The organism is Colwellia sp. SU-HH01217, assembly GCF_057543495.1.
Map to the genome: position 1 here is coordinate 57,014 of NZ_BAAJLX010000007.1, position 25,004 is coordinate 82,017.

Genomic DNA, 25,004 nt, shown 5'->3' on the forward strand with positions numbered 1-25,004 from the left:
TGATCCAAGTTAAAGCCTTAAAAATAAGGCGATCAATGAATGTTTGCTTCTTTTATTATTTCCGAGAGAGACTTTATGACCACTGAAAATTCAGGTGTACTTGATATTCCCGTTCTTGCATTGCGCGATGTTGTTGTTTACCCGCAAATGGTCATTCCATTGTTTGTTGGCAGAGAGAAATCTATTCGTTGTTTAGATATTGCAATGGAAGCCGATAAACAAATATTTTTAGTGGCTCAAAAAGATGCGGCTGTTGATGATCCTAGTCAAGATGATGTTTATTTTACTGGCACAGTAGCCACAATTTTACAAATGCTTAAACTGCCTGATGGTACAGTTAAAGTTCTAGTTGAAGGCAGCAAAAGAGCTACTGTAAGTAAGTTTGTAGAGACCGAAGAATATTTTACTGCTGATATCGATTACATCGTTTCTGAGCCTATTGAAGATGATAGTGATGAAGTACTTATCCGCTCAGCGATTTCTCAATTTGAAGGGTATGTCAAACTCAATAAAAAAATTCCTCCAGAAGTATTAACCTCTGTTTCAGGTATCGATGATGCTGAGCAATTAGCTGATACTATGGCAGCACACATGCCTTTAAAGCTGGTTGAAAAGCAAAAAGTACTCGAAATTACACATATTGCTCAACGGTTAGAATATTTAATGGCGCTTATGGAAGGCGAAATTGATTTATTACAAGTAGAAAAGAAAATCCGCACCCGTGTGAAAAAGCAAATGGAGAAAAGTCAAAGAGACTACTACCTGAATGAGCAAATGAAAGCGATTCAAAAAGAGCTTGGGGAAGGTGAAGAAGGGCAAGATGAAACTGAACAAATGGCAAAGCGCATTGATGATGCTCAAATGCCTAAAGAAGCAAAAGAGAAAACATTAGCTGAATTTCAAAAGCTAAAAATGATGTCGCCAATGTCGGCAGAAGCTACTGTTGTGAGAAGCTACATTGAATGGATGACGAATGTTCCTTGGAAAAAACGTAGCAAATTAAAGAAAAACTTAAAACTTGCGCAAGATGTATTAGACAAAGATCACTTTGGTTTAGATAAAGTTAAAGAGCGTATTCTTGAGTATTTAGCCGTTCAACAACGTGTAACAAAACTTAAAGGGCCAATTTTATGTTTAGTCGGGCCTCCTGGTGTTGGTAAAACGTCATTAGGACAATCTATCGCCAAAGCGACGGGCCGTAAGTATGTACGCATGGCGTTAGGCGGAGTAAGAGATGAAGCTGAAATAAGAGGCCATCGCCGCACTTACATTGGCTCTTTACCGGGTAAACTTATTCAAAAAATGGCGAAAGCCGGCGTTAAGAATCCATTATTTTTATTAGATGAAATTGATAAGATGGCGTCTGATATGCGCGGAGATCCTGCTTCTGCATTACTTGAAGTGTTAGATCCAGAGCAAAATGTTAACTTTAATGATCATTACTTAGAAGTCGATTACGACTTATCTGATGTTATGTTTGTCGCAACCTCTAACAGTATGGACATACCTGGACCATTATTAGATCGTATGGAGGTTATCCGCTTATCAGGTTATACCGAAGACGAAAAACTCAATATTGCTCGTAATCACCTCAGTGAGAAGCAAATTGAGCGTAATGGCTTAAAAGCTAATGAAATTACCATAGAAGATAGTGCCATAATTGGTATTATTCGCTACTACACTCGTGAGGCTGGGGTACGTAGTTTAGAAAGAGAAATCTCAAAGCTTTGTCGTAAAGCCGTTAAAGCTATTTTGCTCGATAAAAAATTGAAAAAAGTAGTGATCAATCAAGATAATTTAGAAGAATACCTTGGCGTACAACGCTTTGATTATGGTAAAGCTGATGATGAAAATAGAATTGGCTTAGTTACTGGCCTTGCTTGGACTCAAGTGGGAGGTGAGTTATTAACAATAGAAACCGCTTCAGTGCCCGGCAAAGGTAAGTTAACTTACACCGGCTCTTTAGGCGATGTTATGCAAGAATCTATTCAAGCTGCGATGACCGTGGTAAGAAGTCGTCAAGAAAAGCTTCGCATTAATAGCGACTTTAATGAAAAACGCGATATTCATGTTCATGTGCCAGAAGGAGCAACTCCTAAAGACGGCCCAAGTGCTGGTATTGGTATGTGTACCGCCTTAGTTTCTAGTTTAACAGGAAACCCTGTCAAAGCCGATGTTGCCATGACTGGTGAAATTACGCTTCGCGGTGAAGTGCTTCCTATTGGCGGTTTAAAAGAAAAACTGTTAGCGGCGCATCGAGGGGGAATTAAAACGGTTGTTATTCCAAAAGATAATGAGCGCGATTTAAAAGAAATTCCTGATAATGTTAAACAAGATCTTGCCATTTACCCAGTAAAATGGATTGAAGAAGTGCTAGATATTGCTCTTGAACATCCCGTTGAAAAGTGGAGCGTTGAAGATTAAATCACCTGAAAACGCAGTGTTTTTAGTAAAAAAGTAGAAAAAAGTGAAAAAAAAGCGAAAAAACTGCAATTTTCGCTTTTCAAACGCTGAAACTATGGTAAGTTATCTACGCAAATAACGCTAGACCGCGCTATTCATAGGGATCTAGTGTTGATAATTATTGAAAGATAGTTTATCGAATTGTATTTTTAATTAACTCGGTATTCGATGTTCAAAGAAACATAATAAGAAGTTTCTGCAGGACGCTAAACAACAAAGTCAATACCGTATAATAACAACTGAAGGGGAAGTTACTGTGAACAAATCTCAACTTATCGAAAAAATTGCTGCTGGTGCAGATATTTCTAAAGCTGCTGCTGGTCGTGCATTAGATTCATTTATTGATGCTGTTACAGATGAATTAAAAAGTGGTGAGCAAGTTGCTCTAGTTGGTTTTGGTACATTCTCTGTACGTGATCGTGCAGCACGCGCTGGCCGTAATCCACAAACAGGCGCTACTATTCAAATCGCTGCTGCTAAAATTCCTGCATTTAAAGCGGGTAAAGCATTAAAAGATGCTTGTAACGATTAATTTTATAATTAACGTTATAAACTAGTCTGCTAAAGACCACCTCAAGGTGGTCTTTTTGTATCTGAGTTTTGTGTTTTATCAAACGCAGTTAATTTAAACAGTGACTTTAATTTACTAAAAACCGTATTTGAAAAATATTTAACCAATTTATTTGCATTTATCGTCTGTTTCGACTTCAAGCGGTGCTTTGCATCTGATAAAATCGCGGACAAATAATGACAGGGATTTCCCTGATTAATATAAAGAGACAAAGATGTTAGAAGATATCAGAGAAAAATCACAAGGTGGGATTGCTAAATCCATCCTTGGTTTAATCATTTTAACTTTTGCTGTTGCTGGTATTGGTAGTTATTCCAATTCTGTTGATACATCAGTGGCAGAAGTTAACGGTCAAAAAATCACGAAAAATGATTTTGATAAAGCCTATCAAAATCAACGTGGCCGTATGGAACAACAATTTGGTGAAATGTTTGAAACACTGTCTGCCGATAGCACCTACATGGCAAACTTCCGTAACAGCGTATTAGATAGTCTCATTAACGAAACGTTAATCGATCAAAGTACTGTTGATTTAGCTATTCGTATTTCAGATGAGCGTCTAAAAGAAGTTATTCGTGAAATGCCTGAATTTCAAGTAGATGGTGTGTTCGATAACAACCGTTACCTAGCTATTATTAATCAAGCTGGATTTTTTCAATCATCAAGTTTTAGAGATTACTTACGTACCGAAATGACACGTCGTCAATTAAGTATGGGGTTAGTAGGAAGTGAATTTAACTTACCTTATCAAGAAGCGCAATTTCAACGCTTAGAAAATCAAAAACGTGACATTCGTTTCGCTACTATTGCAGCTGAGCAATTTAAAGCGGAAGTTGAAGTTAGCGACGAAGAAATTAATAGTTATTATTTAGCTAATCAAACACGATTTGAAAACCTTGAACAAGTAAAAGTGGATTACCTTGTTTTAGACGTTAATGAAATTGCTAAAGGTATTGAAGTTGAAGAAAGTGATTTAACAACGTATTACCAAGAAAACATCGCGAACTATCGTCAAAATGAAGAGCGCCGTGTATCGCACATTTTGATTGAATTTGGAGAAGATGAATCTGCTGCAAAAAGTGCTATTGAAGCGGTGCTTGCACGTCTGGAACAGGGTGAAGATTTTGCTGAGCTAGCCAAAGAAGTTTCTACTGATACTTTCAGTGGTGAAAACGGTGGTGATCTCGAGTGGATTGAGCCAGGTGTCATGGACCCAACATTTGATGATAGTGCATTTGCCTTAACTGAAATTGGTGACGTAAGTGATGTCGTGAAGTCTGAATTTGGTTTTCACATTATTAAATTGACCGATTTAAAACCTGAACAAACTAAATCGTTCGATGAAGTGCGTGAAGAATTAGCATCTTTGGTGAGCAATGAAAAAGCTCAGGATAAGTTCTTTTCTTTACAACAAGAAATGGCACAAATTAGCTTTGAATTTCCAGATAGCCTAGACGATGCAGCACAAGCGGTAGATGTAGCAGTACAAACAACAGATTGGTTATCTCGTAATGGCAATGAATTACCTTTTAACGACCCACAAGTAATTGATGCAATCTTCTCAGATTTAGTGCTGACAGATAACATGAATTCAGATGTTATTGAAGTTAATGACAACCTTGCTATCGTGGTTAGATTAAATGAATACCAACCTGCTGAAGTTAAGCCATTATCTGAAGTGACTGACGAAATTAAATCAATGTTAGTGGCTAATAAAGCTTCTGAAAAAGCGTTGAATACTGCTGAAGATTTATTAACTCAGTTTACTTCGGGTGAAGATATTACCGCTCAACTTACAGACGTTAATTCAAGCTTTGTTGTTAAACCTGCTATAGGTCGTTTTGGTAGTGATGTTGCACAAGCTATAAGTAAAGAAGCATTTGTATTGCCTCACCCAAGTGAAGGTAGTATTTCAGCCTCAACTGTCGCATTACCTAATGGTGATTTAGTCTTACTTGAAGTTCAGTCTGTCATTGAAGCTGATGAAGAGGCAATTGAAAATCCTAATTTAACGAAGCAGCAAGTGTCACAGCTGGCTCAATCGGCATACAGTAGTTATGTAGGAGCATTAAAGGTTGACGCTAAAATAACACGTAAAGAGGTTATTGAAGCAGTACCTGCTTATTAATTGTCTAATGATGACTCGTTCTAATTAGAATGAGTCAAGCTAATAAAAAAGGAGCGTAATGCTCCTTTTTTGTATCTATTGATATTTATATATCTTAATTACTTTTTAAACTTTCTACGGCCTATAGATAACAAGCCTAAAGTTAACAAAGATATAATACTTAAACTGCCGCCACTGTCTTTATCGTTGTCTGAATCATCAGTTGATATATTTTTAACAGGGTTAAGCTGAGCAGCACTGTCAATTGAAGTATCAGAAATAGTCGCGCTATAAATAGTGACAAAAGTTTCAACACTTGGTGTACTGGTGTCAGCACATTCAAAGTCGATAGTTGGTATATCGCTGCATGTTTCAAAGCTAGCTACTTTATCTATAACATCCATGCCTTCGGTGACTTGCCCAAACACCGTATAGCCGCTTTCGTTAACATCTAAATTTGCGCTGTTATCCGCGAGGTTGAAAAACCACTGGTTGGTTGCACTATTAGGTTGGCCGCCTATTTTAGCCATTGAAATTGTACCGCGACGGTTTGAGTAAACAGGCTCGTTTACCACTGATGACATAGTAGGTAATTTAACTAATGGAAAAGCGCCTTCAAATGCGTAACCGCCTCCTTGAATGATAAAACCAGGTATACTACGATGGATAACAGAGTTGTTATATGAGCCATTATTAACATACGATAAGAAGTTATTTACAGTTTTAGGGGTGTCATTATCAAATAAATTAATAACGATAGTGCCCTCTGATGTGTCAAAAGTTACTTCTGTCGCTGAAGCTTGTGTGGCAAGTGTTAAGGCACTTAATAGAAAAGTTGATTGAGCCAATTGTTGAAATGTTTTTTTACGCATGTATCCTCACAAGATTGATTATTTTCAGTGTTAATTAATCTTTAGTTAACACTATTGAATTAATTTTATGGCAATGATGATAATCTGTTCATTGCTGAACAACCAGCGTTGACTGTAAGTATTTTGTAACTAAAATATAATTTATATGATGAGAGCAGAATCCATTCTGCTTATATTATTAACAACGATACTTTTTGTTGAGTGACTAAAGCTAAATTAAGTTAGATTAGGTTAAATTAAGTTAAGTTAAGTAAAGTGAGAAAATAAATACTAAAATGACGGAACAAACATGTATTGGTTTAATCAACAAAAATTTCCATTTCTTCACCAATAGTTTTACGCATTTCCATTAATCTTTCTGCAGTCTCATGCTGTTTTATATCACTTTCTGATTCGGGTACCCAAGTAGGAATCGATATCTTTTGTCCAGTTTCATCTACTGCGACCATAATGACAATACAATGTGTTGTTAAACGTCGGTTTAGAGACTTTGGATCACATGCGTTCACTTCAAGGGCAATATGCATTGAAGAGTTACCTGTAAGAATAACTTTTGCTTCTACTTCAACTAAAGAACCTACATGTATTGGGGCAATAAATCGAATGCCACCTGCATACGCTGTCACACAATACCTTCCACTCCATCCAGCAGCACAGGCGTACGCGGCTAAATCGATCCATTTCATTACTGCACCACCATGGACCTTACCACCAAAATTAACATCTTGTGGTTCGGCTAAAAATCTTAAGGTGATGTCTCTTTGAGGTTTGTTCATTATTATTCCTTAATTATTGCAATAGTTAGCTTGAAGCTAGAGTGAAGCTTTAGAGATAGTAACACTGCCACAACTATGAATGCATTATTTATAAACACAGTGAACCAATGATAATCAGCTAAGATAGTTTTTTAGGTGCTAATTAGGTTAATGAAATAAAGTAATGTTCCAAAGGATTATATTCGTTGCTTTAGTAAATATTTGTCATTTTTCAAAATTATCCTAAATCGATGAATAATTTAACAATTAACTGCTGTACTAATTCTTAGTAGGTGCCATAATTGATTGTTACTTTATAAATCATGGCCTAAAAAGGAAAAGCATTGATGATGCCGCAAAACTTTAAAGCGAAATTACCGTTTAAAAATAAAACACCTTTATCTCAGTTATTGTTTTCAGGCTTGGTTGCATTAATGCTAACCGCTTGTGATAAAGCACAAGTCGCCGCTCCGGCAGCACCAGCACCAGCTGTTTCGGTTTATCAAATAAAAACACAAGATATCGGTAATTATCGAGAGATTGTTGCGCGAACAGTTGCCTCTAAAGAAGCTAATTTGCGTGCTCGTGTTGAAGGTGAATTATTAGAGCGAACTTTCAAAGAAGGCTCTAAGGTTGAAGTTGGACAAGTGTTATTGAAAATTGATCCTGCAGAATACATTGCTTCACTCGCTTCTGCTAAAGCCGATTTAACCAGTAAAATCGCCGGGGCAAATGGCGCAGAAAGAGACTTAGTACGTGGTAAAGAAATTGCCGCAAATGGTTTTATTTCTCAATCTGATTTAGACAAGTTAATTACCAATGAGGCACAAACTAAAGCTGCAGTACGCGTTGCTAAAGCGGCGGTTGAAAAAGCTGAGCTTAACTTAAGTTATACAACTATTCGTGCTCCTTTCTCTGGCCGAATAGGTAAAGTTAATTATAATGTGGGCAATGTTATTGGTCCTGCAAGTGATGTGATAGCAACGCTTACCTTGACAGATCCTATGTATGTAAGTTTTCAAATAGAGGAAAGCTTATATGTTTCTTATTCGCAACAACATGTTAAGCAAAAAGAAATTAATGGCGTGAAGTCTCCTGATGTTAATCTCTCTATCCGTTTGCCCAATAATTCACTTTATCCCGAAAAGGGCGTGCTAGATTTTGCCGATACAAAAATTAATCAAAGTATGGGAACCGTAGAATTACGAGCATTATTTAATAACCCTGATGGCATCATTTTGCCAGGTTTGTTCGTCACGTTATTAATAGAAAGCCAAGATAAATTACAAATGTCTTTAGTGCCGCAAGTGGCTGTTCAAGAAAGTCAGCAAGGAAAATTTGTTTTAGTGGTTAAAGACAAAAAAGTTGTTCAACGTCATGTTGAGTTAGGCCGAAGAATTAACGCGATGTGGGTTGTTGACACAGGGCTAGAAGAAGGCGAAGAAGTTATTGTTGAAGGTTTACAAAAAGTTCGACCTGGTGTTGAAGTTAACGCTGTAAATAAAGTTGTTGACGAGCTAACAGGCACGATTTCAGATATTACGACTGATCCCACTACTGAAAATGCACAAAAGGGCTAAACGATGATTAGTAAAACCTTTATCGAACGGCCAAAGTTCGCCTTTGTTATTTCTATTGTTATTTCGCTTGCCGGCTTAATTGCCATGAGTTTATTGCCGGTTAATATGTATCCGGAAATAACGCCTCCTCAAGTCCAAATTTCGACAGTATACCCAGGCGCAAGTGCGCAGGTTGTAGAAGAATCAGTTATCAGGCCTATTGAAGAGCAAGTCAATGGTGTTGAAGACATGATGTATATCGAATCAACAGCATCAAATAATGGGAGTGCCTCAATTACTGTCTACTTTAAAGTAGGAACTGACGGCGATATGGCGCAAGTTAATGTACAAAATCGAGTTGCATTAGCGACAAGTTCACTTCCTTCAGAGGTAACGAGGCAAGGGGTGAATGTTGAGAAAAAATCGAGCACCATGTTACTTGGAGTTAACCTATTTTCCACACAAGAGAATGTCGATCAATTATTTTTAAGTAATTACGCAACTAATTATTTAGTTGAACCTTTAAGTCGTATTAAAGGTGTTGCTTCAGCAGAAGTAATGGGAGAAATGACTTATAGCATGCGTGCTTGGTTAAATCCTGATCGAATGGCCTCGTTAAATATCACGGTGACAGAAGTCCAGCAAGCGCTGCAAGAGCAGAATATGATTGTTGCGGCAGGAAAATTAGGTGCCAGTCCTTCTTTGCCTAATCAAAAATTCGAGTATTCAATACAAGCTAAAGGCCGTTTAAAAACACCAGAAGAATTTGGGCAAACGATTATCCGAGCGCAAAAAAATGGTAATTTTGTGCGTTTAACCGATATTGCTAGGCTTGAATTAGGTGCAGAAGATTACTCGACCCAAGCAAGGTTAGATGGTAATGAAACGGCATTCCTTGTTATTTATCAATTGCCTGATGCCAATGCTACTGAAGTGGCTATGTTAGTTAAAGCTGAAATGGAAGTGCTAGCTCAGCGTTTTCCTGACGGACTAGAGTATGTCATTCCATATGATACTACTGAGTTTATCTTTCGGTCGATGGAAGAAGTAAAAACTACACTTTTTCAAGCTGTTGGTTTAGTGATTTTAGTTGTCTTTTTATTTTTACAAAATTGGCGGGCTACTATCATTCCAACCTTAGCGATTCCTGTTTCTTTAATTGGTACTTTTGCTTTTATGATCGTAATGGGGTATTCAATTAATACCATTACTTTGTTTGGTTTAGTGTTAGCCATTGGTATTGTCGTTGATGATGCCATTATCGTTATTGAAAATGTAGAACGTATCCTAAAAGAAGATAAACTCCCTATCAAAGAAGCAGTAAGCAAAGCGATGGAGCAGGTCTCGGGACCTATTATCGCGACCACTTTAGTACTGTTAGCGGTTTTTGTTCCTGTTGGTTTTATGCCTGGAATTACAGGTGAATTATATAAGCAATTTTCTGTTACCATTTCTTTTGCGGTATTAATCTCCTCTCTTAATGCTTTAACACTCAGTCCTGCATTGTGTACTGTGTTGTTAAGTGAAAAAAATATGAAGCCTATAGGCTGGTTAAAGCCTTTTGAACAAGGGATTACCAAATTAACAGGTGGTTACACTACAGCAGTTAACTTTGTGCTAAAACGAGCGATTAGAATAGGCTTGTTTGTTTTGATCATTTTTGGCGCTGCCGGCTGGTTAACAACGTCTGTTCCTACCGCATTTTTACCTGCGGAGGATCAGGGCTATTTGTTTGTCGATATTCAATTGCCTGATGCATCATCAAGTGTTCGTACTCAAGCCGTGATGGATAAAATCTCACCTATAATCGAGAATGATCCTGCTGTTGAAGACGTTATTACCGTTGCTGGATTCTCCTTACTTGGTGGTGCAGGTTCCAATAATGCATTAGGGATTATTATTTTAAATGATTGGGAAGAAAGAACTAGCCCTGAGCTTGGTTTAGCACAAGTCATTCCTCGTTTAATGGGGCAACTATGGTCGATGCCTGATGCACAAATTATGGTTTTTAATCCGCCACCAATTCCAGGTTTGGGTAATAGTTCAGGGTTTGAATTTAAACTTCAAGATAGTGAGGGGCGAGATCCAGCATTGCTTGCGCAAGTTATGAATGGCTTAATATATGAAGCAAATCAACGACCTGAGCTTGAGCGAGTATTTAGTACTTTTAGAGCTAACGTGCCACAATATTTCTTGGAAGTTGACCGTAATAAGGCCAAAGCTCAGGGAGTTGTTCTGTCTGATATTTTTGTGACACTACAAGCACAGTTAGGATCGTTATATATTAATGATTTCAGTCAATTTGGCAGAACGTATAGAGTTACCATTCAGGCTGAAACTGAGTTTCGTAAAGATCCGTCAGATCTACGTCATTATTATGTGCGCAATAGTGAGGGTGATATGGTGCCTTTAACCACATTAGCCAAACTAACACCTATTTTAGGCCCAACGAGTATTACGCATTTTAACTTATATCGAAGCGCGAGTATTACTGGACAAGCAGCTCCTGGGTATTCTTCAGGACAAGCTATAGCGGTCATGGAAGAACTAGCAAGTAAATTGCCACAAGGTTACATTTATGAATGGTCTGGGCAGTCAAAGCAAGAATTAGAAGCTGGAGATTTAGCGCCTATTCTATTCTCGTTAGCGATACTATTTGTTTACTTATTTTTAGTGGCGCAATATGAAAGTTGGACTATTCCTTTTTCGGTTATTGCTGCGGTTCCCCTCGCTTTATTTGGCGCTATGCTCACCTTGTATACCGTGGGGATGGCTAACAATATTTACGCACAGGTTGGTTTGGTATTATTGATTGGTTTATCCACTAAAACTGCGATATTAATTGTTGAATTTGCAATGGAGCAAAGAGCTGCAGGAGAAACTATTATTAATGCTGCACTTAATGCTGCCAGAATGAGGTTCAGAGCTGTTCTAATGACGGCGTTATCATTTATCTTAGGTGTATTGCCACTAGTGTTTGCAAGTGGTGCGGGTGCAGGGAGCCGTGTATCTTTAGGGGTTACAGTACTTGCTGGTATGGTAGCTGCAACATTATTTGGGACGTTACTTGTGCCATATTTTTATATGCTCATTCAATCGATGAGAGAAAAAATAAAAGGGTCAAGTAATCCGAATTAACGATAAGAAATGATTAGATCTCTACATGCCAATCTCTAAACAAGGTTGGCATTTTTTTCAGCTCAGAACTGAAAAAATATTCACGCTTTACAGGATAATAGTGAAAAATAATTGGAATTAAGCATAATGAAAAATGAATATGTAAAAATTGGATTAATTAACCCTAAAAGTCCAACTAATGTTGGCGCAGTTATGAGGGCTGCTGGTTGCTATCAAGTCAATGAGGTTTACTTTACAGGAGAGCGCTTTGCTCGAGCAGCTAAATACAATACTGATACCAAGGATGCTAGTTTAAATATTCCTCTTTCGTGTGTGGATAACTTACTTGACAATATTGAAGGCAATATGCAAGTTGTCTGTGTCGATTTAATTGAAGGGGCAACACCGCTTCCAGAGTTTAATCACCCCGCGAATGCGCTTTATATTTTTGGACCTGAAGATGGCACAATCTCACAAGGGGTTATCGATAGGGCAGACTCAGTTGTATATGTGCCTACTGTGGGGTGTATGAATTTAGCCGCCTCTGTAAATGTTTTATTGTATGATCGCTTGGCAAAGTCTAAGAACTCTATAGCCAGTGATGCATTAATTAAAAAAAGTAGAGATACCAATAATAAAGTTAAAGTGAAACGCTAGCGCTAACGGTAGTTTTTGACTCGCTATTATTAATTGTTACTGTCTGTATGACTGCCTGTATTGCTATCTGATTCACTACATGGCGTATTATCTAATTCTGCGGCTATTTTTGCTCTTTCAGCTTTTGATATGTACTTAGGCTTGTTTGTTTTTTGCAATTTAGCATTTGTTTTTTTTAGGCGCTTTTTAAGGCTTTGATTAATTTTTTTCTTGCGATTCATTACTTTAATATTTTGATAATAAGTTAACTAAGCGCTGATTATAGCAAACTAACACTGAAACTTATAAGCACTAAAATTAAATAGGGGTACATAACCGTCGGCCTTAACGAATTTAGAAGGTATTCTTTAATTAAACCAAGTTGGCTTCGGCGACTACTTTCCCAAGTGCTGTACAATTGAAAGGCTTGATAGGAGTCATCCATTGAGGTATTAATCGATTTTTCAATAAATAATATTCTATCGATTAATCGAGATTGAAAAGTCTTCCATACGCCTTCTAATACCCAAAGAGTTAGCACTATCAAGGTAGTTAAAATAATAGGAGACTTTGAAATATACAACCAACAGCAAAGAAGTATAGCAACAAGTTTAATGACTAAGGCAAACTTTTCATAGTTTTCGATATTGTGATGTAATAGTGTCCATTCGTGTTGTAAAGCGTGAGTATCTTTGGTGAGGTGATTCATTAAACGTCCATTTATCTACTGAAAATTTTGATAATAATACACAAGATTTCCTAAGAAAACATTGGATAAAAACAAATTCCAACTATGCTTGGTTGTAACTAAGCTTTGCTGTTATTATGCGCGCCTAAATAGTCTACAAACTATATATTGTTTAACGAAGGATTTTACCTTGAGCCAGAATAAACCGACTGAATTTTCATCATTAGCACTAAACGACGACTTACTGCAAAATTTATCGTCTTTGGGCTACAAGTCAATGACACCAATTCAAGCATTGAGCCTGCCTGATATATTGGCAGGCAAAGATGTTATCGGCCAAGGGAAAACCGGTTCAGGTAAAACTGCGGCTTTTGGTTTAGGTTTATTGGCTAAATTAAATGTAAAACGATTTAGAATCCAGTCATTAATTTTATGTCCAACACGAGAACTAGCAGATCAAGTCGCTAAAGAAATTAGAAAGTTGGCCCGTACTATTCACAATATTAAAGTGTTAACTTTGTGTGGCGGCACACCATTTGGCCCACAAATAGGTTCACTCGAACACGGTGCTCATATTATTGTTGGAACGCCTGGTCGAGTAGAAGAACACGTTATTAAAGGTACCTTACAACTCGATAATTTAGAAATGCTGATCCTTGATGAAGCTGATCGTATGCTAGAAATGGGTTTTCAAGCAGCGTTAGATAACATTGTAGAGCGCGCCCCGAAAGTACGTCAAACCTTATTGTTCAGTGCAACGTTTCCTAAGCAAATTCAAGCAATTGCCCAGAATATTATGGTTAACCCTGTAATGGCTAAAGTTGAATCGACCCATGATAGCAGTAGTATTACTCAGCACTTCTATCAAGTAGCTGATGTAGAGGAGCGTTTATTAGCTGTAAGGTTACTGTTGTTGAAAAATACGCCTGAGTCTACGGTTATTTTTTGTAACACGAAGAAAGAAGCACAAGAAGTTGCCGATGAATTACATGACTTTGGTTTTAGTGTTTTAGCTTTACATGGTGATTTAGAGCAAAGAGATCGAGATCAAACCTTAATTCGTTTTGCCAATAAGAGTGTTGCAGTGCTTGTTGCAACAGATGTTGCTTCAAGAGGTTTAGATATTGATGCACTAGATGCCGTTATTAACTATCATATTGCTCGTGATAGTGAAGTTCATGTTCACCGTATAGGTCGTACTGGGCGTGCAGGAAGTAAAGGTATCGCTTGTTCTTTATTTAGTGAGAAAGAAAGTTATAAGGTTGGCTTGCTTGAGGATTACCTCGATCAAGTTATTACTGGTGAGCCTTTGCCTAGTTTATCTGTACTCGATCAAGCCCCATTGCAAAGCAAAATGGCTACACTGCAAATTGATGGTGGTAAAAAGCAAAAAGTAAGGCCTGGCGATATTCTTGGTGCTTTAACAGGTGAAAATGGTATTCAAGGATCACAAGTTGGTAAAATCAATGTTTTGGATAATTGGGCGTATGTAGCAGTAGATAAAAACGCACTTAAATTAGCCCTTAAAAAACTGGAAAAAGGGAAGTTAAAGGGGAGAACCTTTAGAGTAAGACACCTAAGCGTTTAATTTTATTGGGAGCAATTCCTGATGTCGATGAAAATAGCGTATCAACAGCTCGTTGAAACAAAGAAGTTGTCTTATGATGAGGCACAATTACTTGCTGTTAATGCGCTTAATGAACTCTCTTGCCAAGTGTCATTAACAGCGAGTGATAACTCATCTTTTTTCTCTAAGCTTCTGTGCTTAAAACTAACACCCTTGTTTAATCAAAATAGGTACATCAAAGGTATTTATTTTTATGGCAAAGTAGGGCGTGGTAAAACCATGCTAATGGACTTGTTTTATCAACATCTTGCTATTGATAAAAAAATGCGTATTCACTTTCATCGATTTATGGAAAGTGTTCACCAGCAATTAAATGAAATTTCAAATCAACATGCCTTGCAACAAACAAAACAAACGCATCCATTAAGCACTATCGCAAAAAGGTGGGCAACTAAAGTCGACGTACTCTGCTTTGATGAGTTTTTTGTGTCAGATATTGGTGATGCTATGCTTATGTCGGGCTTGCTGGACGCTCTTTTTGCCCAAGGGATAACATTGGTTGCTACCTCAAATTGTCAACCTGAAAACCTCTATAAAAATGGACTTCAACGGGCTCTATTCTTACCCACAATTCAACTGATTAATGACCATTGTCAGGTTATTTCAATTGATGGTGAAATTGATCATCGAAGATCGTTATCAGACAGTCATTATTCATCTTTGTCCCCTAAAATTACAGACACAGGAATTCCTTATCGTGATTATGTTTATCCAAGCACCGCATATCCTAACTTCTTAAGGCAACGTTTTATTGATATTACTCAGGAGAACAAGCTTGCTTCGGGTCATATTTGCATTAATCATCGGAATATTGATTATATAGCCATGCACGATAAAACGATTTACTTTGACTTCTTTGCGCTATGCTCAGGACCAAGAAGCCAGCGAGATTATATAACTCTTGCAGATATGTTTGACACTATCCTTATAGATAATTTACCACAATTTCATGGTGATTTAATTCCTGCAGTGTTTTCAGGAGTAGAGGATAGCTACCAACGAAGCGGGGTTTTAATGTCAGAACTAAGACATTTTGATGATGAAGCTCGACGTTTTATTGCGCTGGTTGACGAGTTTTACGATCAAAATATACGTCTTATTATTAGTGCTGAGGTTGATATTGATGCCTTATATCAAGCAACGCAATTAGCATTCGAGTTTGAACGCTGTCAATCAAGGTTGTTTGAGATGCAAAGAATATACTACTAAAATCAATATCTTAATGGTTTTGGTTACACTGAAATATTTTGTTACGAATAGTTGTAATCTAATAAACTTTGTGTAGAATGTTATGGCATCTGGCAAGATATTTGAAAAAATATTCGCGCAAAACCACAGATCTACGGGGAAACCTATGATGGCTGGGCTACAAAATTATATAGTGCTTAACTTATAATTTAAGTGTATTAACAGCGAACATTATTTTCCGACAATATAATAAAAAATTAAATCGGATGTAGTATTAATGAAAGTTAATTTAACAAAAAAATACCTAACTAAACTGACAGATTTAGCGGCAAAGTTTCATAAAGAAGAAGCTAGCATGACAGATTTGGTTCAGCTAAAGTTATTAATTGGTGCGTTTCAAACGTATTTGAAAAATAATAAAGTTAGCCCTGAGATTGCTTACCAATTTTCTGAAATACGTAAGTTGTCACAAGTAAAGTAAATTAGCTTACTTGTATTCTTATTTTAAGTGCTTGTTTTATGGCTTAGTTTAAGTAAGTACCGAATCACTAACTTTTAGTTTAAATAACCACTATTTAGTTTTTTTAACTTGGTAGTGCTTTGTGCTTATTGTAAGAGTTATTTTTAAGTTAATAAAAATCAAATAGTTACCCTTCTTTGCTAACTTGGCATCAGTCTTGTTATATACTTTGTAATTACAATGAAATTATAAAGGACTTCACATGAAAAACATCCTAACAGCCTCTTTATTGGTTTTAACTACAAGCATCGCTTCTGCTAGTGCTTTTGCACATCAAATTAGTTGCGATATTCAACTTGAAGCTGGCGTAAAGGTTTCTAAAGATAGCTTAGAATTTTTAGATGATTCGGAAAATAACCTCTACACAATCACCGATAACAAAGTCCTAATAGTGAAAGGTAAAACTATTGCCTTAAACGCAAAACAGCAAAGTTTAGTGACTCAATACTCGACCAGCATTAGAGATGTTGTACCAGAAGTAAAAGCGATCGCTTTAGATGCTTTATCGTTAGCTTCAGATGGGTTAACGAAAACGTTTGACGAGCTATTGGGCGAAAATAACCAAGTAGGTGCAGATATCACTACAGAGTTAGATACTATTCACCAACAAATAGAAACACATTTTTCAGCTGAGCAAGGGTTCTACCTTAATGATGATGGTATTGATGGCGATGAAATCTTTGGTGAAGACTTTGAAGAGCGTATTGAAGCTGTTATAGAAAAAGCAGTGCAAAACTCAATGGGGACTTTATTAATGGCATTAGGTAAAGAGATGCTAACTTCTGGTGGAGATATGGATGCGTTTGAAACTCGAATGGAAGATTTTGGTGAAAAAATAGAGCATGAAATGGAAACTCACGCTAAATCTTTTGAAAAACGAGGTAATGACCTATGTGCCTCAGCGGTTGCTATTGATGTTTTAGAATCAAAACTTCAAGCGAACATCCCTGAGCTTGCAGATATTGATGTTTTAACTGCAAAGCAAGGTAAATCGCATAACCAAAATAGCATTTAACGACAGCAACTGATTAAACACTTGTGACGGAATCGATTTTTTAATGTGCTTTGACAAAGAAAAATTAAGCGGCCATAAGTGTTTTATCTGTATTTGTTTTATTTAATAAATATCATTCCTGTGACATACCCTAGAATGACTTATCTTAAGCCCTCCTGAACAATTCAATACTAAAATTTACAAAATAGTTAACTTTAAAGCTTGCAACCATTAATAAAAAACGTTGCAATGACTTATCAGTTAAATTCAATGCAAAATAAATTAGTGTATTTCTTTTATTTACAATAAATAGGACATTATGGAAAATTCAGAAACCGTTGAAAATATCAAAAAGCCAAATTCTTGGGGTTTAGTGAGTGTTATTATTATTGTGATAATAGCTTTATCGGTTTGGCTTTATACGAACGAAAGTACTCCACCTCAAGAAGTTGAAGTAGAGGAAGAAATAGTTGAGGTTGTAATTGAAGAAGCTCCTTTGCCTGAAGTTGTTGTCCCTGAAATTATTACGCCTGAAGTGGAAGAGGTTGTTGAACTAGAGCCAATCATTGAGCCTGTAGACGTTAATCCGTTACCTCCATTAAATGAGAGTGATGTGTGGGTTAGAGAGCAACTTCCTTCTCTTACATGGAGAAAAGAACTCTTAAAGCTAGTGATTGATGATGACATGATTAGGCGATTAGTTGTTTTCACTGATAACTTTGCTCAAGGTACTTTAGCTTATAAATACAGTCCATTAATTTCTCCTAATGTTGGATTTTCAGCAAAAGACAAGCAGGTAGATGAAAGTAATCAAGCTCACTGGACATGGGATGCACAATCTGAAAAAAGATTTACTTCGTATATTGAACTTTTGCGTTCAATGGACAGCGATAAATTAGTCGATTGGTATATAGAAATTAAACCATTGCTCAATGAAGCCTATGCAGAATTAGGTTACCCTGAAGATGACTTTACTGAAACGGTGCAAGCAGCAATCGCTCGTGTATTAGATGCTGAAATGCCTAAAGAAGAGTTAAAAATTATTAGGCCTAGTGTAATGTATAAGTATCAAGACGCAGAAATTGAAGCGCTAGATGATGTTGACAAATTATTACTTCGTTTAGGTAAAGAGAATGTCTTGGTGATCAAATCAATCTTGCTTGAATTTAGTGAAAAGCTAGACGAGAAGTCAGAATAACTCAATGCTATTAACTGATATACCGCCTTGTGTGCCTAAAACAAATAGTACTATATCTAAATGGTTAGGGATGGTGATATTAAAAACTTTACGTTGGAAAGTAACCGGGAGCTTACCTGAGCGTAAAAAGTTTATTATCGCCATTGCTCCACATACTTCTAACTGGGATTTTATCATTTGTATCGGTGTGAAGTTAGCGCTTAATTTACGCGTAAAATCTATGGTAAAAGCATCACTCTTTGTTTGGCCGCTTAAAGGTCTATTATTAGCTTTAGGCACAGTGCCAATTCATCGTAATAGTAAGCAGGGAGTTGTTAGTCAGATGGTAGCCCAATTTAGACAAGTAGATGAGTTAATTTTAGCTATTACGCCAGAAGGAACAAGAAGCAAAACTGATGAGTGGAAGAAAGGTTTTTTACTGATTGCCTGTCAAGCGAATATTCCTGTCGTTCCTGTTAGTGTTGACTTTAAAAAAAGAACTGTAAACTTTCTACTTGCTCAAGATATTAGTGATGATATTGACTCTGAATTAGAACAGTTTAAATTGAACTTTATTGGTGTGTGCGCAAAAAATCCCCAAGCAGTTTGATTTTTTAAACAAGTACTTGCATCTTATTAATTGATTAGCGATAATCCGCGCCGTTACTATTATTTCTTACGTAATAATAGTTAGTAGCGTTCTATGGTGACCCTTTTGGTCCCCTCGCAATGATACTCTGTGAACTCGGCCAGGTCCGGAAGGAAGCAACCGCAGCAGACGACTCATGTGCCGGGGTGTGGCTATTAGGGTTACCACCACTCTTATTTCATCTAATTCTTTACTAAATAGCACACCCAAAATATATAATATGTGTTATATCGTTTTTGTCTGGTTTTGAGATTTAATTTCTTCAGTAAATAATAATACTTTGTTTCGACCCTGATCTTTTGCTGCGTAAAGCGCAATATCTGCTTGTTTATATAGTTCATCGTAATTGGCTTGTTTCATATTTCCAATGGCAACACCAATACTGGCTGTAACAGTTGACTCTAAAGATCTCGTCATTCCCTCTATACAAAGTCTTATTCTTTCGGCAAATAAAAATGAAGCCTCTTTAGTACTGTTCATATTTAAAATAACAAACTCTTCTCCGCCGATACGAGCAAATAAATCATTTTTCCGACAAAGGTCCTTAATGGTCTCTGCAATAGAAACTAGTATTTCATCACCAACATCGTGGCCAAAATTATCATTTATACCTTTAAAGTGGTCAATGTCTAACAATAAAAATGCCATTTCAATGTCTTTTCCTTTAAATTCATTGATTTTATTGTCTAGAAACCGGCGATTACCAATACCTGTTAACGGATCGGTTTCAGAGGCTTTTTTTAATGTTTTGTTTGTTGCTTCTAAGCGAGCAATAACTTGTTTTCTTAGCATTAATATCAAAATTAACACCAAACTAATGAGTGAAATAACTACAACGGCAAATAAATAAAGTGAAGAATGTAAAGACTCACGTTCACTTATCAATAATTCATCTTGCAGTTTTATATAATCTCGTTCCATTTGTAATTGGCTTTCTAGTTTTTGAACGATACCTTTTTGTATTAAGGGCTGAACTTGGTTTCTTCTTTTTATGTAGTCAGATTGTGTTTTTGAGGCGGCTTTAAAGTTGTTTTGACTCAGTTCTAATTCAGCCAAGTTTTCATACATGGCCATTTCGCTTTCAACAGATATTTTATCTTTAACTTCAACGATACCTTTTTGGTATAAATTAATAGCTTCTTGTATTTTATCAGTTTGAATCAATATCTCGGCTAAACCAACATATGCAGCAGCTACAGCAGGAGGATACGCACTGCCGATATCATTATTGATGACAAATTCATAAAGCGATTGTGCAGAGGCTAGCTCATTCTTCGACTTATAAACATGAGCTAAACTAACGGAAGCTTCACTTATGCTAAAGTCACTAATATAAGCTTTATTACTTAGTACTTGTTTAAGTAACTTTTCTGCTTGTAGTAATTTTCCAGAACCTAAAAACGATATGCTTAATCCCACAGAAGCATTTAACTTCATTTCTATATCATTGAGTTCGGAATTAATCGTTATTGAGCGTTGAAAATATTTAGCTGCATCAATATAGTCATTTTGTGAGTTCAATACATTGCCTAAGTTATTATAAACCATTGCTAAATCTTGCTTCTTATTACTTAACTTGGCAAATTTCAAAGCTTCAAGGTAATAATAAAGGGCATTTTCATGATCAACTAATAGTTCATGAAACACCCCCATTACTCTATTCGATACAGAAAGCACATGAGGATCATTGCTTTCGTTTGCGCTAATAATAGATTGATTTAAATGAGTAAAAGCTTTTTTATTTAAACCTTGATACATTTCTGCTTGACCAAGTAAGCGCAAGGCAGTTGCTTTAATTACATTATTATTATCAATACTAGGTATCGCTATAGCTTGTTTGGCATATTCAGCTGTTTTGTCAGGAGAGGTGTAGATATAAAAATTGGCTAATGCAATTAATGGTTTTATGCGTGCTTTGTCATCTACAGGAAGTTTACTTAATTTCGCTTTTAAGGACTCTACATTAACTTCGCTAGCAAATAGCTGTGGTGTAACAGCTAATGCAAATAGTAAAGCTAATATCCATTTAATCATTGTTAACCTTTTATTCTAAGAAGGGGCATTATACCAATCTCACTAATTAGGTGATCATTTCTACAGGTTAAAATAACCAATTACTGTTTTATTTAATAATTTAAACAAGTAGTTACTCAAATAAATACTGCATATTTGGCTATTTTCTCTGCGTATAAAGGAGATCACCTATTAAGTAAATACTATTAATTATCTTTGTCATCATATTATTAACGCGATATTAGGTTAATGTCTACTTTATATACGTGAAAATGGTTATATAAAGCATTATCATGGTTTTAATTTATAGAAGATGAGAAGGTAAGGTGTAAAGTAACTTAATTTAGTTAATTTAGTTTAGTTAAGATAATAGCTTCTGTAAGAAATTCTTGAATATAAACTGTTAAAAAGTGTTTTAACAGTATTGGTGTTGAGTGAGTAATTTAAAAATACGTAAAGCACCTATAACCTCTAATAAGTGCTGTACGTTAATACGGTTAAACCATCAAATTATTTGCTAAATTTTGAAACCATTCAGATCAAGATTTAGTTAATTATTTAAGTTAACCATTTTAGTTAATTATTTCACTTAGCTTGGCTCGCAATATATCGGTCTATTTCTTTTTCGACCATAGCAAGTGGTAATGCACCATTGCCAAGTAAAACGTCATGAAAGTCTCGCAATTTGAATCTATCACCCAATATTTTTTCAGCTTTATGTCTAAATTTCCAAATGGCTATTTCGCCTAATTTATATGAAAGCGCTTGACCAGGCCATGAAATATAGCGATCAACTTCAGCTCTAACATTTGCCTCAGAAAGTGATGTATTATTCGCGAGAAAGTCGATACCTTGTTGTCTACTCCAACCTTTGGCATGTATACCTGTATCTATCACTAAGCGACAAGCACGCCACATTTCATAGCTTAGGCGTCCAAAATGATCGTATGGCGTGTCGTAAACACCCATCTCTATCCCTAACTTTTCAGAATATAGACCCCAACCTTCACCATAAGCACTAAAGTATAAGCCTAACCGAAATTTAGGAACATTCTCTAACTCTCGTGAAATTGCAGTTTGATGATGATGGCCAGGAACAGCTTCATGTAATGTTAGCGCGGTAAGTTCATATAAAGGGCGTTGATCTAGCTGATAGGTATTTAACCAATATGCACCTCCTCGAGTGCCACCAACGACACCACCGTTATATGAAGCTGTGGTGTAATTAGGCGCGATCTCTTTAGGTACTGGAACAACGCCATAAGGTACTCGTGGTAATTTTCCAAAAAATTCAGGCATCACATAATCAATTCTCTTAGCGATATAAGAGGCTTCTTTGAGTAGATCTTTCGCTGATTTAGCATAAAACTGTGGATCTGTACGAAGAAACTGTGTGAATTCTTCAAAGCTGCCATCAAAATTAAGTGCTTTTATAATTTCGTTCATTTCTGCTCGTATTCGTTTGACTTCATTCAGGCCTGTTTCATGTATTTGTTGGGCAGTAATATCTGTTAATGTCGTATACGTTTTAATTTGATGAGCATAATAAGCTTTGCCGTTATTCATTTGCTCTGCACCAAGAGTTGTTGAAGCTGCATTGAGGTATTCACCACCAAAAAATTTAGCAAATGAAGCAAAGGCGGGCATTGCAGATTCTGATATCGCTTTTTTAGCACTTGCTCTAAGTATGGCTTGGTTTTCTGCTGATATGTTATTGTTCATTTTCAAAAAGGGCTTATACATGCTACTTTTTGTCGGGTCTTGATAAACTTGTGCATGAACAGTTGGAAGTATGCCTTTGACAACAATTTTAGGTAGAGTAAAGTTTGTTTTAATCCCCTTACGCATATTGGTAATATTTTCATTAAAATAGCGAGGAATTTCATTCAACCTTGCAATATAATCTTGGTAATCTTTTACTGAGTCCATCACTAAACCATTACTCATATTTAGAACGCCTAAATAAAAGCTACTAAAGGTGTTTAATGGGATCCTCGATAAATCTAATTGATATCGACGAATCGAACCTTCTAAAACCCACTTTAATAGTTGGTAGTTAATGCGGTTGTCAGCAGTTAGTTTATTCTCATCAATGTTAGTTAAACGTTTAAGGAATATAGTTTCCGCTGCGAGACGTCTATCATTATCTTTAGCTGATACACCTTTAAGCAAATGATTATATGTATTTACACCTGCTCGCGTTGCTGAAAGTGGATTTTCTTTTAATGAATAATCCCACCTTTCATCAATTATTTCTGTTAACACTTCATCTGCGCTTTTAGGTATATGATCATTTGCTATTAAGTGTGTGTTATAAAAGCAAAGCAAAATCAATAGGAATAAATTACTTATTTTTTGATTTAACATTAAGTTGATACTTTTCATTATTTCCCCAATATTTTTGTATGTACAAATATTTTCATTACTAGTCAATATTGCCATAAGTATGAACAATAATGTATGTTTAGCCACACTCAATTTTATAATAGACAGTGAGTATCTATTGAATAAGTGAGGTCACCTGAAACTAAGGGTCAATAAGTTAGAGAGATTATAATGCAATCAAAGTCCATCATATTAATTTTTACCTTAATGCTCTTTATCGTGACATTACTTGTTGGTTTTTATATCGGTACAGTCTCAAGTGCAGGCTCACATAGCAGTCAACTTTATGCTGGAGCTCAAGAAATGAGAGCAGCGCTATTGAATTTGAATAAAAATGATATTCCAGAGGCTAGGGCGATACTTTGTCGTTCAATAGAAACAAGACTACAAATATTAGATTTAGCCAAGCCTGCATTACCTGAACGCACAGTAGAAGAAGTTAACGCTATAAAACAGGCATGGCTGTATAAAAACATTAATGAATCAAAAGATGATTTTATGGAAATTTGTTCCTAAAATAGGCGTAAAGGTACTTATTAATTAAGTAGTATCGTTTTATTAAATACTGCTAATTTTTAGTTACTATAAAATTAAGAAGGTCGTATGAAGTTTATTTATCTACTCGTTTTGTTACTTATATCAGGGTGTTCCACTCAAACTTTGAAAGAACAATTAGCAGACACAACGTTTGGAGCTGTAACGGGATCGGATTATTCTCGAAATCCTGCAAGCTGCCCAAGAATAGAACAGCAATGCGCCGACGGAAATTATCAAGAATGGATTCAGGATAATGGTCAATTAGCTTGCGCTTGTAATAATTAATTAACTGGAATACAGACAATAAAAAAGCACCTTAAAAAGGTGCTTAAACAATATATATTATCTGTAAGTGATTTTCTATTTTTTAAACTTACGAGATGTTAAACCTATAATGCCTAAAGCAAAAATGGCAAGAGTAGTAGGCTCTGGAACTTGTACTGAAGATGTTTGAATAATTGCTTGGTTTTGCCCCCAAGTAACACTGACACTTTCACCTGCTAACATGCCAAGTGAAGCTAATGTAACACCACTAAAAGTTGCAGATTCATTAACAGTTCCAATCAAAGCGGCATTAATTTGAAAAGCAATCTGATTTTGCACATTAGCGAAGAAAAAAGGATTTGTTGTAGAAGTAAGCGAAGCTGGGTATGCATTACCAGTAGCAGTAAGGCTTCCTACAAATGTTGCTTCAAACAGATTATTTGACCCTGTTTCCCAACCAAAAGCAGGTAAAGTTCCGGCGACAGCTGCATTTGCCCCTAAATTTATATTTCCTTGGCTTATTAGCCCTGTATTATCGTAATCACCAGTTGCTGTCATCATTAAATCAGTGCCATTATCAGTAATATTCATAATAATAAGGCCAGCGTTAGCATAACCACTAACAGTTAATATTAAACTAGCAATTGCGACTCTCAACATTTTTGTATTCATAACTACCACCTTTATAATTTACATTCTTGTAATAAAACATCACTTGGTTTTAATAAAGCATTATTCATGCCGAAAAATTAAAACCTTTTTTATCAAGAGAGTAGAAATGTCTTTGAAAAAGTTTTATTAAAAGGTGTAAAGTAATCATACAGTTAAACTATTGAAAATCAAAATTTTGTTAACAGTATTGCAACAACCAACGATATTCTT

General features: G+C 36.1%; 20 protein-coding genes, 1 other RNA gene and 1 riboswitch. Of the genes, 14 read left to right on the top strand and 7 right to left on the bottom strand.

The annotated features are described in order from the left end of the window. The first annotated feature begins 75 nt into the window (after positions 1 to 75). From lon to AC27G3_RS10615, 3 genes are all read left to right on the top strand, one after another. Complete coding sequence (lon, locus tag AC27G3_RS10605) at positions 76 to 2,424, top strand: endopeptidase La (protein WP_487121372.1); 2,349 nt, start codon at positions 76 to 78, stop codon at positions 2,422 to 2,424. A gap of 235 nt (positions 2,425 to 2,659) precedes the next feature. After that, on the top strand, positions 2,660 to 2,995 hold the full coding sequence (locus AC27G3_RS10610) for an HU family DNA-binding protein (RefSeq protein WP_487121541.1): 336 nt from the start codon (positions 2,660 to 2,662) through the stop codon (positions 2,993 to 2,995). A 253-nt stretch (positions 2,996 to 3,248) separates the two neighbouring features. Further along, a complete protein-coding gene (locus tag AC27G3_RS10615; protein ID WP_487121374.1) occupies positions 3,249 to 5,162 on the top strand; it encodes a SurA N-terminal domain-containing protein in 1,914 nt (637 codons plus the stop codon). Between the two features lie 98 nt (positions 5,163 to 5,260). On the opposite strand, the gene AC27G3_RS10620 is transcribed toward AC27G3_RS10615, so the two are convergent. Together AC27G3_RS10620 and AC27G3_RS10625 are read right to left on the bottom strand one after the other, a co-directional pair. Continuing rightward, positions 5,261 to 6,013 carry a peptidylprolyl isomerase gene (locus tag AC27G3_RS10620; RefSeq protein ID WP_487121376.1) on the bottom strand — a complete coding sequence of 251 codons (753 nt, stop codon included), beginning with the start codon at positions 6,011 to 6,013 and terminating at the stop codon, positions 5,261 to 5,263. A 299-nt stretch (positions 6,014 to 6,312) separates the two neighbouring features. Beyond that, positions 6,313 to 6,789 (bottom strand): acyl-CoA thioesterase, encoded by a 477-nt coding sequence (locus AC27G3_RS10625; RefSeq protein WP_487121378.1) that lies wholly within the window; start codon positions 6,787 to 6,789, stop codon positions 6,313 to 6,315. A gap of 326 nt (positions 6,790 to 7,115) precedes the next feature. Here AC27G3_RS10625 and AC27G3_RS10630 point away from each other — a divergent pair, with 326 nt between their 5' ends. The 3 genes from AC27G3_RS10630 (at position 7,116) to AC27G3_RS10640 (ending at position 12,101) form a co-directional block, all read left to right on the top strand. Next, positions 7,116 to 8,348 carry an efflux RND transporter periplasmic adaptor subunit gene (locus AC27G3_RS10630; protein WP_487121380.1) on the top strand — a complete coding sequence of 411 codons (1,233 nt, stop codon included), beginning with the start codon at positions 7,116 to 7,118 and terminating at the stop codon, positions 8,346 to 8,348. Between the two features lie 3 nt (positions 8,349 to 8,351). Next, on the top strand, positions 8,352 to 11,465 hold the full coding sequence (locus AC27G3_RS10635) for an efflux RND transporter permease subunit (RefSeq protein WP_487121382.1): 3,114 nt from the start codon (positions 8,352 to 8,354) through the stop codon (positions 11,463 to 11,465). Between the two features lie 126 nt (positions 11,466 to 11,591). After that, positions 11,592 to 12,101, top strand: coding sequence for an RNA methyltransferase (locus AC27G3_RS10640; protein ID WP_487121384.1), 510 nt, complete (start codon positions 11,592 to 11,594; stop codon positions 12,099 to 12,101). Between the two features lie 29 nt (positions 12,102 to 12,130). On the opposite strand, the gene AC27G3_RS10645 is transcribed toward AC27G3_RS10640, so the two are convergent. Both AC27G3_RS10645 and AC27G3_RS10650 read right to left on the bottom strand, forming a co-directional pair. After that, a complete protein-coding gene (locus tag AC27G3_RS10645; RefSeq protein ID WP_487121386.1) occupies positions 12,131 to 12,322 on the bottom strand; it encodes a DUF2986 domain-containing protein in 192 nt (63 codons plus the stop codon). 38 nt (positions 12,323 to 12,360) lie between these two features. Beyond that, positions 12,361 to 12,789 (bottom strand): hypothetical protein, encoded by a 429-nt coding sequence (locus tag AC27G3_RS10650; protein WP_487121388.1) that lies wholly within the window; start codon positions 12,787 to 12,789, stop codon positions 12,361 to 12,363. Positions 12,790 to 12,958: 169 nt separating this feature from the next. On the opposite strand from AC27G3_RS10650, the gene dbpA reads away from it, so the two are divergent. The 7 genes from dbpA to ffs all read left to right on the top strand — a co-directional run bounded on the left by dbpA (position 12,959) and on the right by ffs (position 19,084). After that, entirely contained in the window at positions 12,959 to 14,356 is a 1,398-nt protein-coding gene (gene dbpA, locus AC27G3_RS10655) for an ATP-dependent RNA helicase DbpA (RefSeq protein ID WP_487121390.1), read from the top strand. A 27-nt stretch (positions 14,357 to 14,383) separates the two neighbouring features. After that, a complete protein-coding gene (gene zapE / locus AC27G3_RS10660) occupies positions 14,384 to 15,604 on the top strand; it encodes a cell division protein ZapE (protein WP_487121543.1) in 1,221 nt (406 codons plus the stop codon). Positions 15,605 to 15,685: 81 nt separating this feature from the next. Next, positions 15,686 to 15,769: riboswitch (cyclic di-GMP riboswitch) on the top strand. 91 nt (positions 15,770 to 15,860) lie between these two features. After that, positions 15,861 to 16,064: a hypothetical protein gene (locus AC27G3_RS10665; RefSeq protein ID WP_487121392.1), complete on the top strand. Its 204-nt coding sequence runs from the start codon at positions 15,861 to 15,863 to the stop codon at positions 16,062 to 16,064. Between the two features lie 241 nt (positions 16,065 to 16,305). Continuing rightward, positions 16,306 to 17,118, top strand: a complete 813-nt coding sequence (locus AC27G3_RS10670) for a DUF2884 family protein (protein ID WP_487121394.1) — start codon at positions 16,306 to 16,308, stop codon at positions 17,116 to 17,118. Positions 17,119 to 17,416: 298 nt separating this feature from the next. Then, entirely contained in the window at positions 17,417 to 18,295 is an 879-nt protein-coding gene (locus AC27G3_RS10675; RefSeq protein ID WP_487121396.1) for a DUF3014 domain-containing protein, read from the top strand. 4 nt (positions 18,296 to 18,299) lie between these two features. Then, entirely contained in the window at positions 18,300 to 18,884 is a 585-nt protein-coding gene (locus tag AC27G3_RS10680; RefSeq protein WP_487121398.1) for a 1-acyl-sn-glycerol-3-phosphate acyltransferase, read from the top strand. A gap of 103 nt (positions 18,885 to 18,987) precedes the next feature. Next, positions 18,988 to 19,084, top strand: an RNA gene (gene ffs, locus AC27G3_RS10685) — signal recognition particle sRNA small type. Positions 19,085 to 19,148: 64 nt separating this feature from the next. On the opposite strand, the gene AC27G3_RS10690 is transcribed toward ffs, so the two are convergent. After that, the gene (locus tag AC27G3_RS10690; RefSeq protein ID WP_487121400.1) at positions 19,149 to 20,957 is read right to left on the bottom strand and encodes a tetratricopeptide repeat-containing diguanylate cyclase; all 1,809 of its coding nucleotides are present in this window, start codon (positions 20,955 to 20,957) and stop codon (positions 19,149 to 19,151) included. A 564-nt stretch (positions 20,958 to 21,521) separates the two neighbouring features. Continuing rightward, entirely contained in the window at positions 21,522 to 23,321 is a 1,800-nt protein-coding gene (locus AC27G3_RS10695; RefSeq protein ID WP_487121402.1) for a DUF885 domain-containing protein, read from the bottom strand. 171 nt (positions 23,322 to 23,492) lie between these two features. Here AC27G3_RS10695 and AC27G3_RS10700 point away from each other — a divergent pair, with 171 nt between their 5' ends. Continuing rightward, a complete protein-coding gene (locus AC27G3_RS10700) occupies positions 23,493 to 23,837 on the top strand; it encodes a hypothetical protein (protein WP_487121404.1) in 345 nt (114 codons plus the stop codon). Between the two features lie 381 nt (positions 23,838 to 24,218). Here the strand turns inward: AC27G3_RS10700 and AC27G3_RS10705 are convergent, their stop codons facing one another. Further along, positions 24,219 to 24,794 (bottom strand): PEP-CTERM sorting domain-containing protein, encoded by a 576-nt coding sequence (locus AC27G3_RS10705; protein WP_487121406.1) that lies wholly within the window; start codon positions 24,792 to 24,794, stop codon positions 24,219 to 24,221. Positions 24,795 to 25,004: the final 210 nt, after the last annotated feature.

Excerpts from the sequence above, each read along its gene's own strand:
- lon (WP_487121372.1), top strand. The coding sequence starts at position 76 with ATGACCACTGAAAATTCAGGTGTACTTGATATTCCCGTTCTTGCATTG.
- AC27G3_RS10615 (WP_487121374.1), top strand. The coding sequence starts at position 3,249 with ATGTTAGAAGATATCAGAGAAAAATCACAAGGTGGGATTGCTAAATCC.
- AC27G3_RS10620 (WP_487121376.1), bottom strand. The coding sequence starts at position 6,013 with ATGCGTAAAAAAACATTTCAACAATTGGCTCAATCAACTTTTCTATTA.
- AC27G3_RS10625 (WP_487121378.1), bottom strand. The coding sequence starts at position 6,789 with ATGAACAAACCTCAAAGAGACATCACCTTAAGATTTTTAGCCGAACCA.
- AC27G3_RS10630 (WP_487121380.1), top strand. The coding sequence starts at position 7,116 with ATGATGCCGCAAAACTTTAAAGCGAAATTACCGTTTAAAAATAAAACA.
- AC27G3_RS10635 (WP_487121382.1), top strand. The coding sequence starts at position 8,352 with ATGATTAGTAAAACCTTTATCGAACGGCCAAAGTTCGCCTTTGTTATT.
- AC27G3_RS10640 (WP_487121384.1), top strand. The coding sequence starts at position 11,592 with ATGAAAAATGAATATGTAAAAATTGGATTAATTAACCCTAAAAGTCCA.
- AC27G3_RS10645 (WP_487121386.1), bottom strand. The coding sequence starts at position 12,322 with ATGAATCGCAAGAAAAAAATTAATCAAAGCCTTAAAAAGCGCCTAAAA.
- AC27G3_RS10650 (WP_487121388.1), bottom strand. The coding sequence starts at position 12,789 with ATGAATCACCTCACCAAAGATACTCACGCTTTACAACACGAATGGACA.
- zapE (WP_487121543.1), top strand. The coding sequence starts at position 14,384 with ATGAAAATAGCGTATCAACAGCTCGTTGAAACAAAGAAGTTGTCTTAT.
- AC27G3_RS10665 (WP_487121392.1), top strand. The coding sequence starts at position 15,861 with ATGAAAGTTAATTTAACAAAAAAATACCTAACTAAACTGACAGATTTA.
- AC27G3_RS10670 (WP_487121394.1), top strand. The coding sequence starts at position 16,306 with ATGAAAAACATCCTAACAGCCTCTTTATTGGTTTTAACTACAAGCATC.
- AC27G3_RS10675 (WP_487121396.1), top strand. The coding sequence starts at position 17,417 with ATGGAAAATTCAGAAACCGTTGAAAATATCAAAAAGCCAAATTCTTGG.
- AC27G3_RS10680 (WP_487121398.1), top strand. The coding sequence starts at position 18,300 with ATGCTATTAACTGATATACCGCCTTGTGTGCCTAAAACAAATAGTACT.
- AC27G3_RS10690 (WP_487121400.1), bottom strand. The coding sequence starts at position 20,957 with ATGATTAAATGGATATTAGCTTTACTATTTGCATTAGCTGTTACACCA.
- AC27G3_RS10695 (WP_487121402.1), bottom strand. The coding sequence starts at position 23,321 with ATGAAAAGTATCAACTTAATGTTAAATCAAAAAATAAGTAATTTATTC.
- AC27G3_RS10700 (WP_487121404.1), top strand. The coding sequence starts at position 23,493 with ATGCAATCAAAGTCCATCATATTAATTTTTACCTTAATGCTCTTTATC.
- AC27G3_RS10705 (WP_487121406.1), bottom strand. The coding sequence starts at position 24,794 with ATGAATACAAAAATGTTGAGAGTCGCAATTGCTAGTTTAATATTAACT.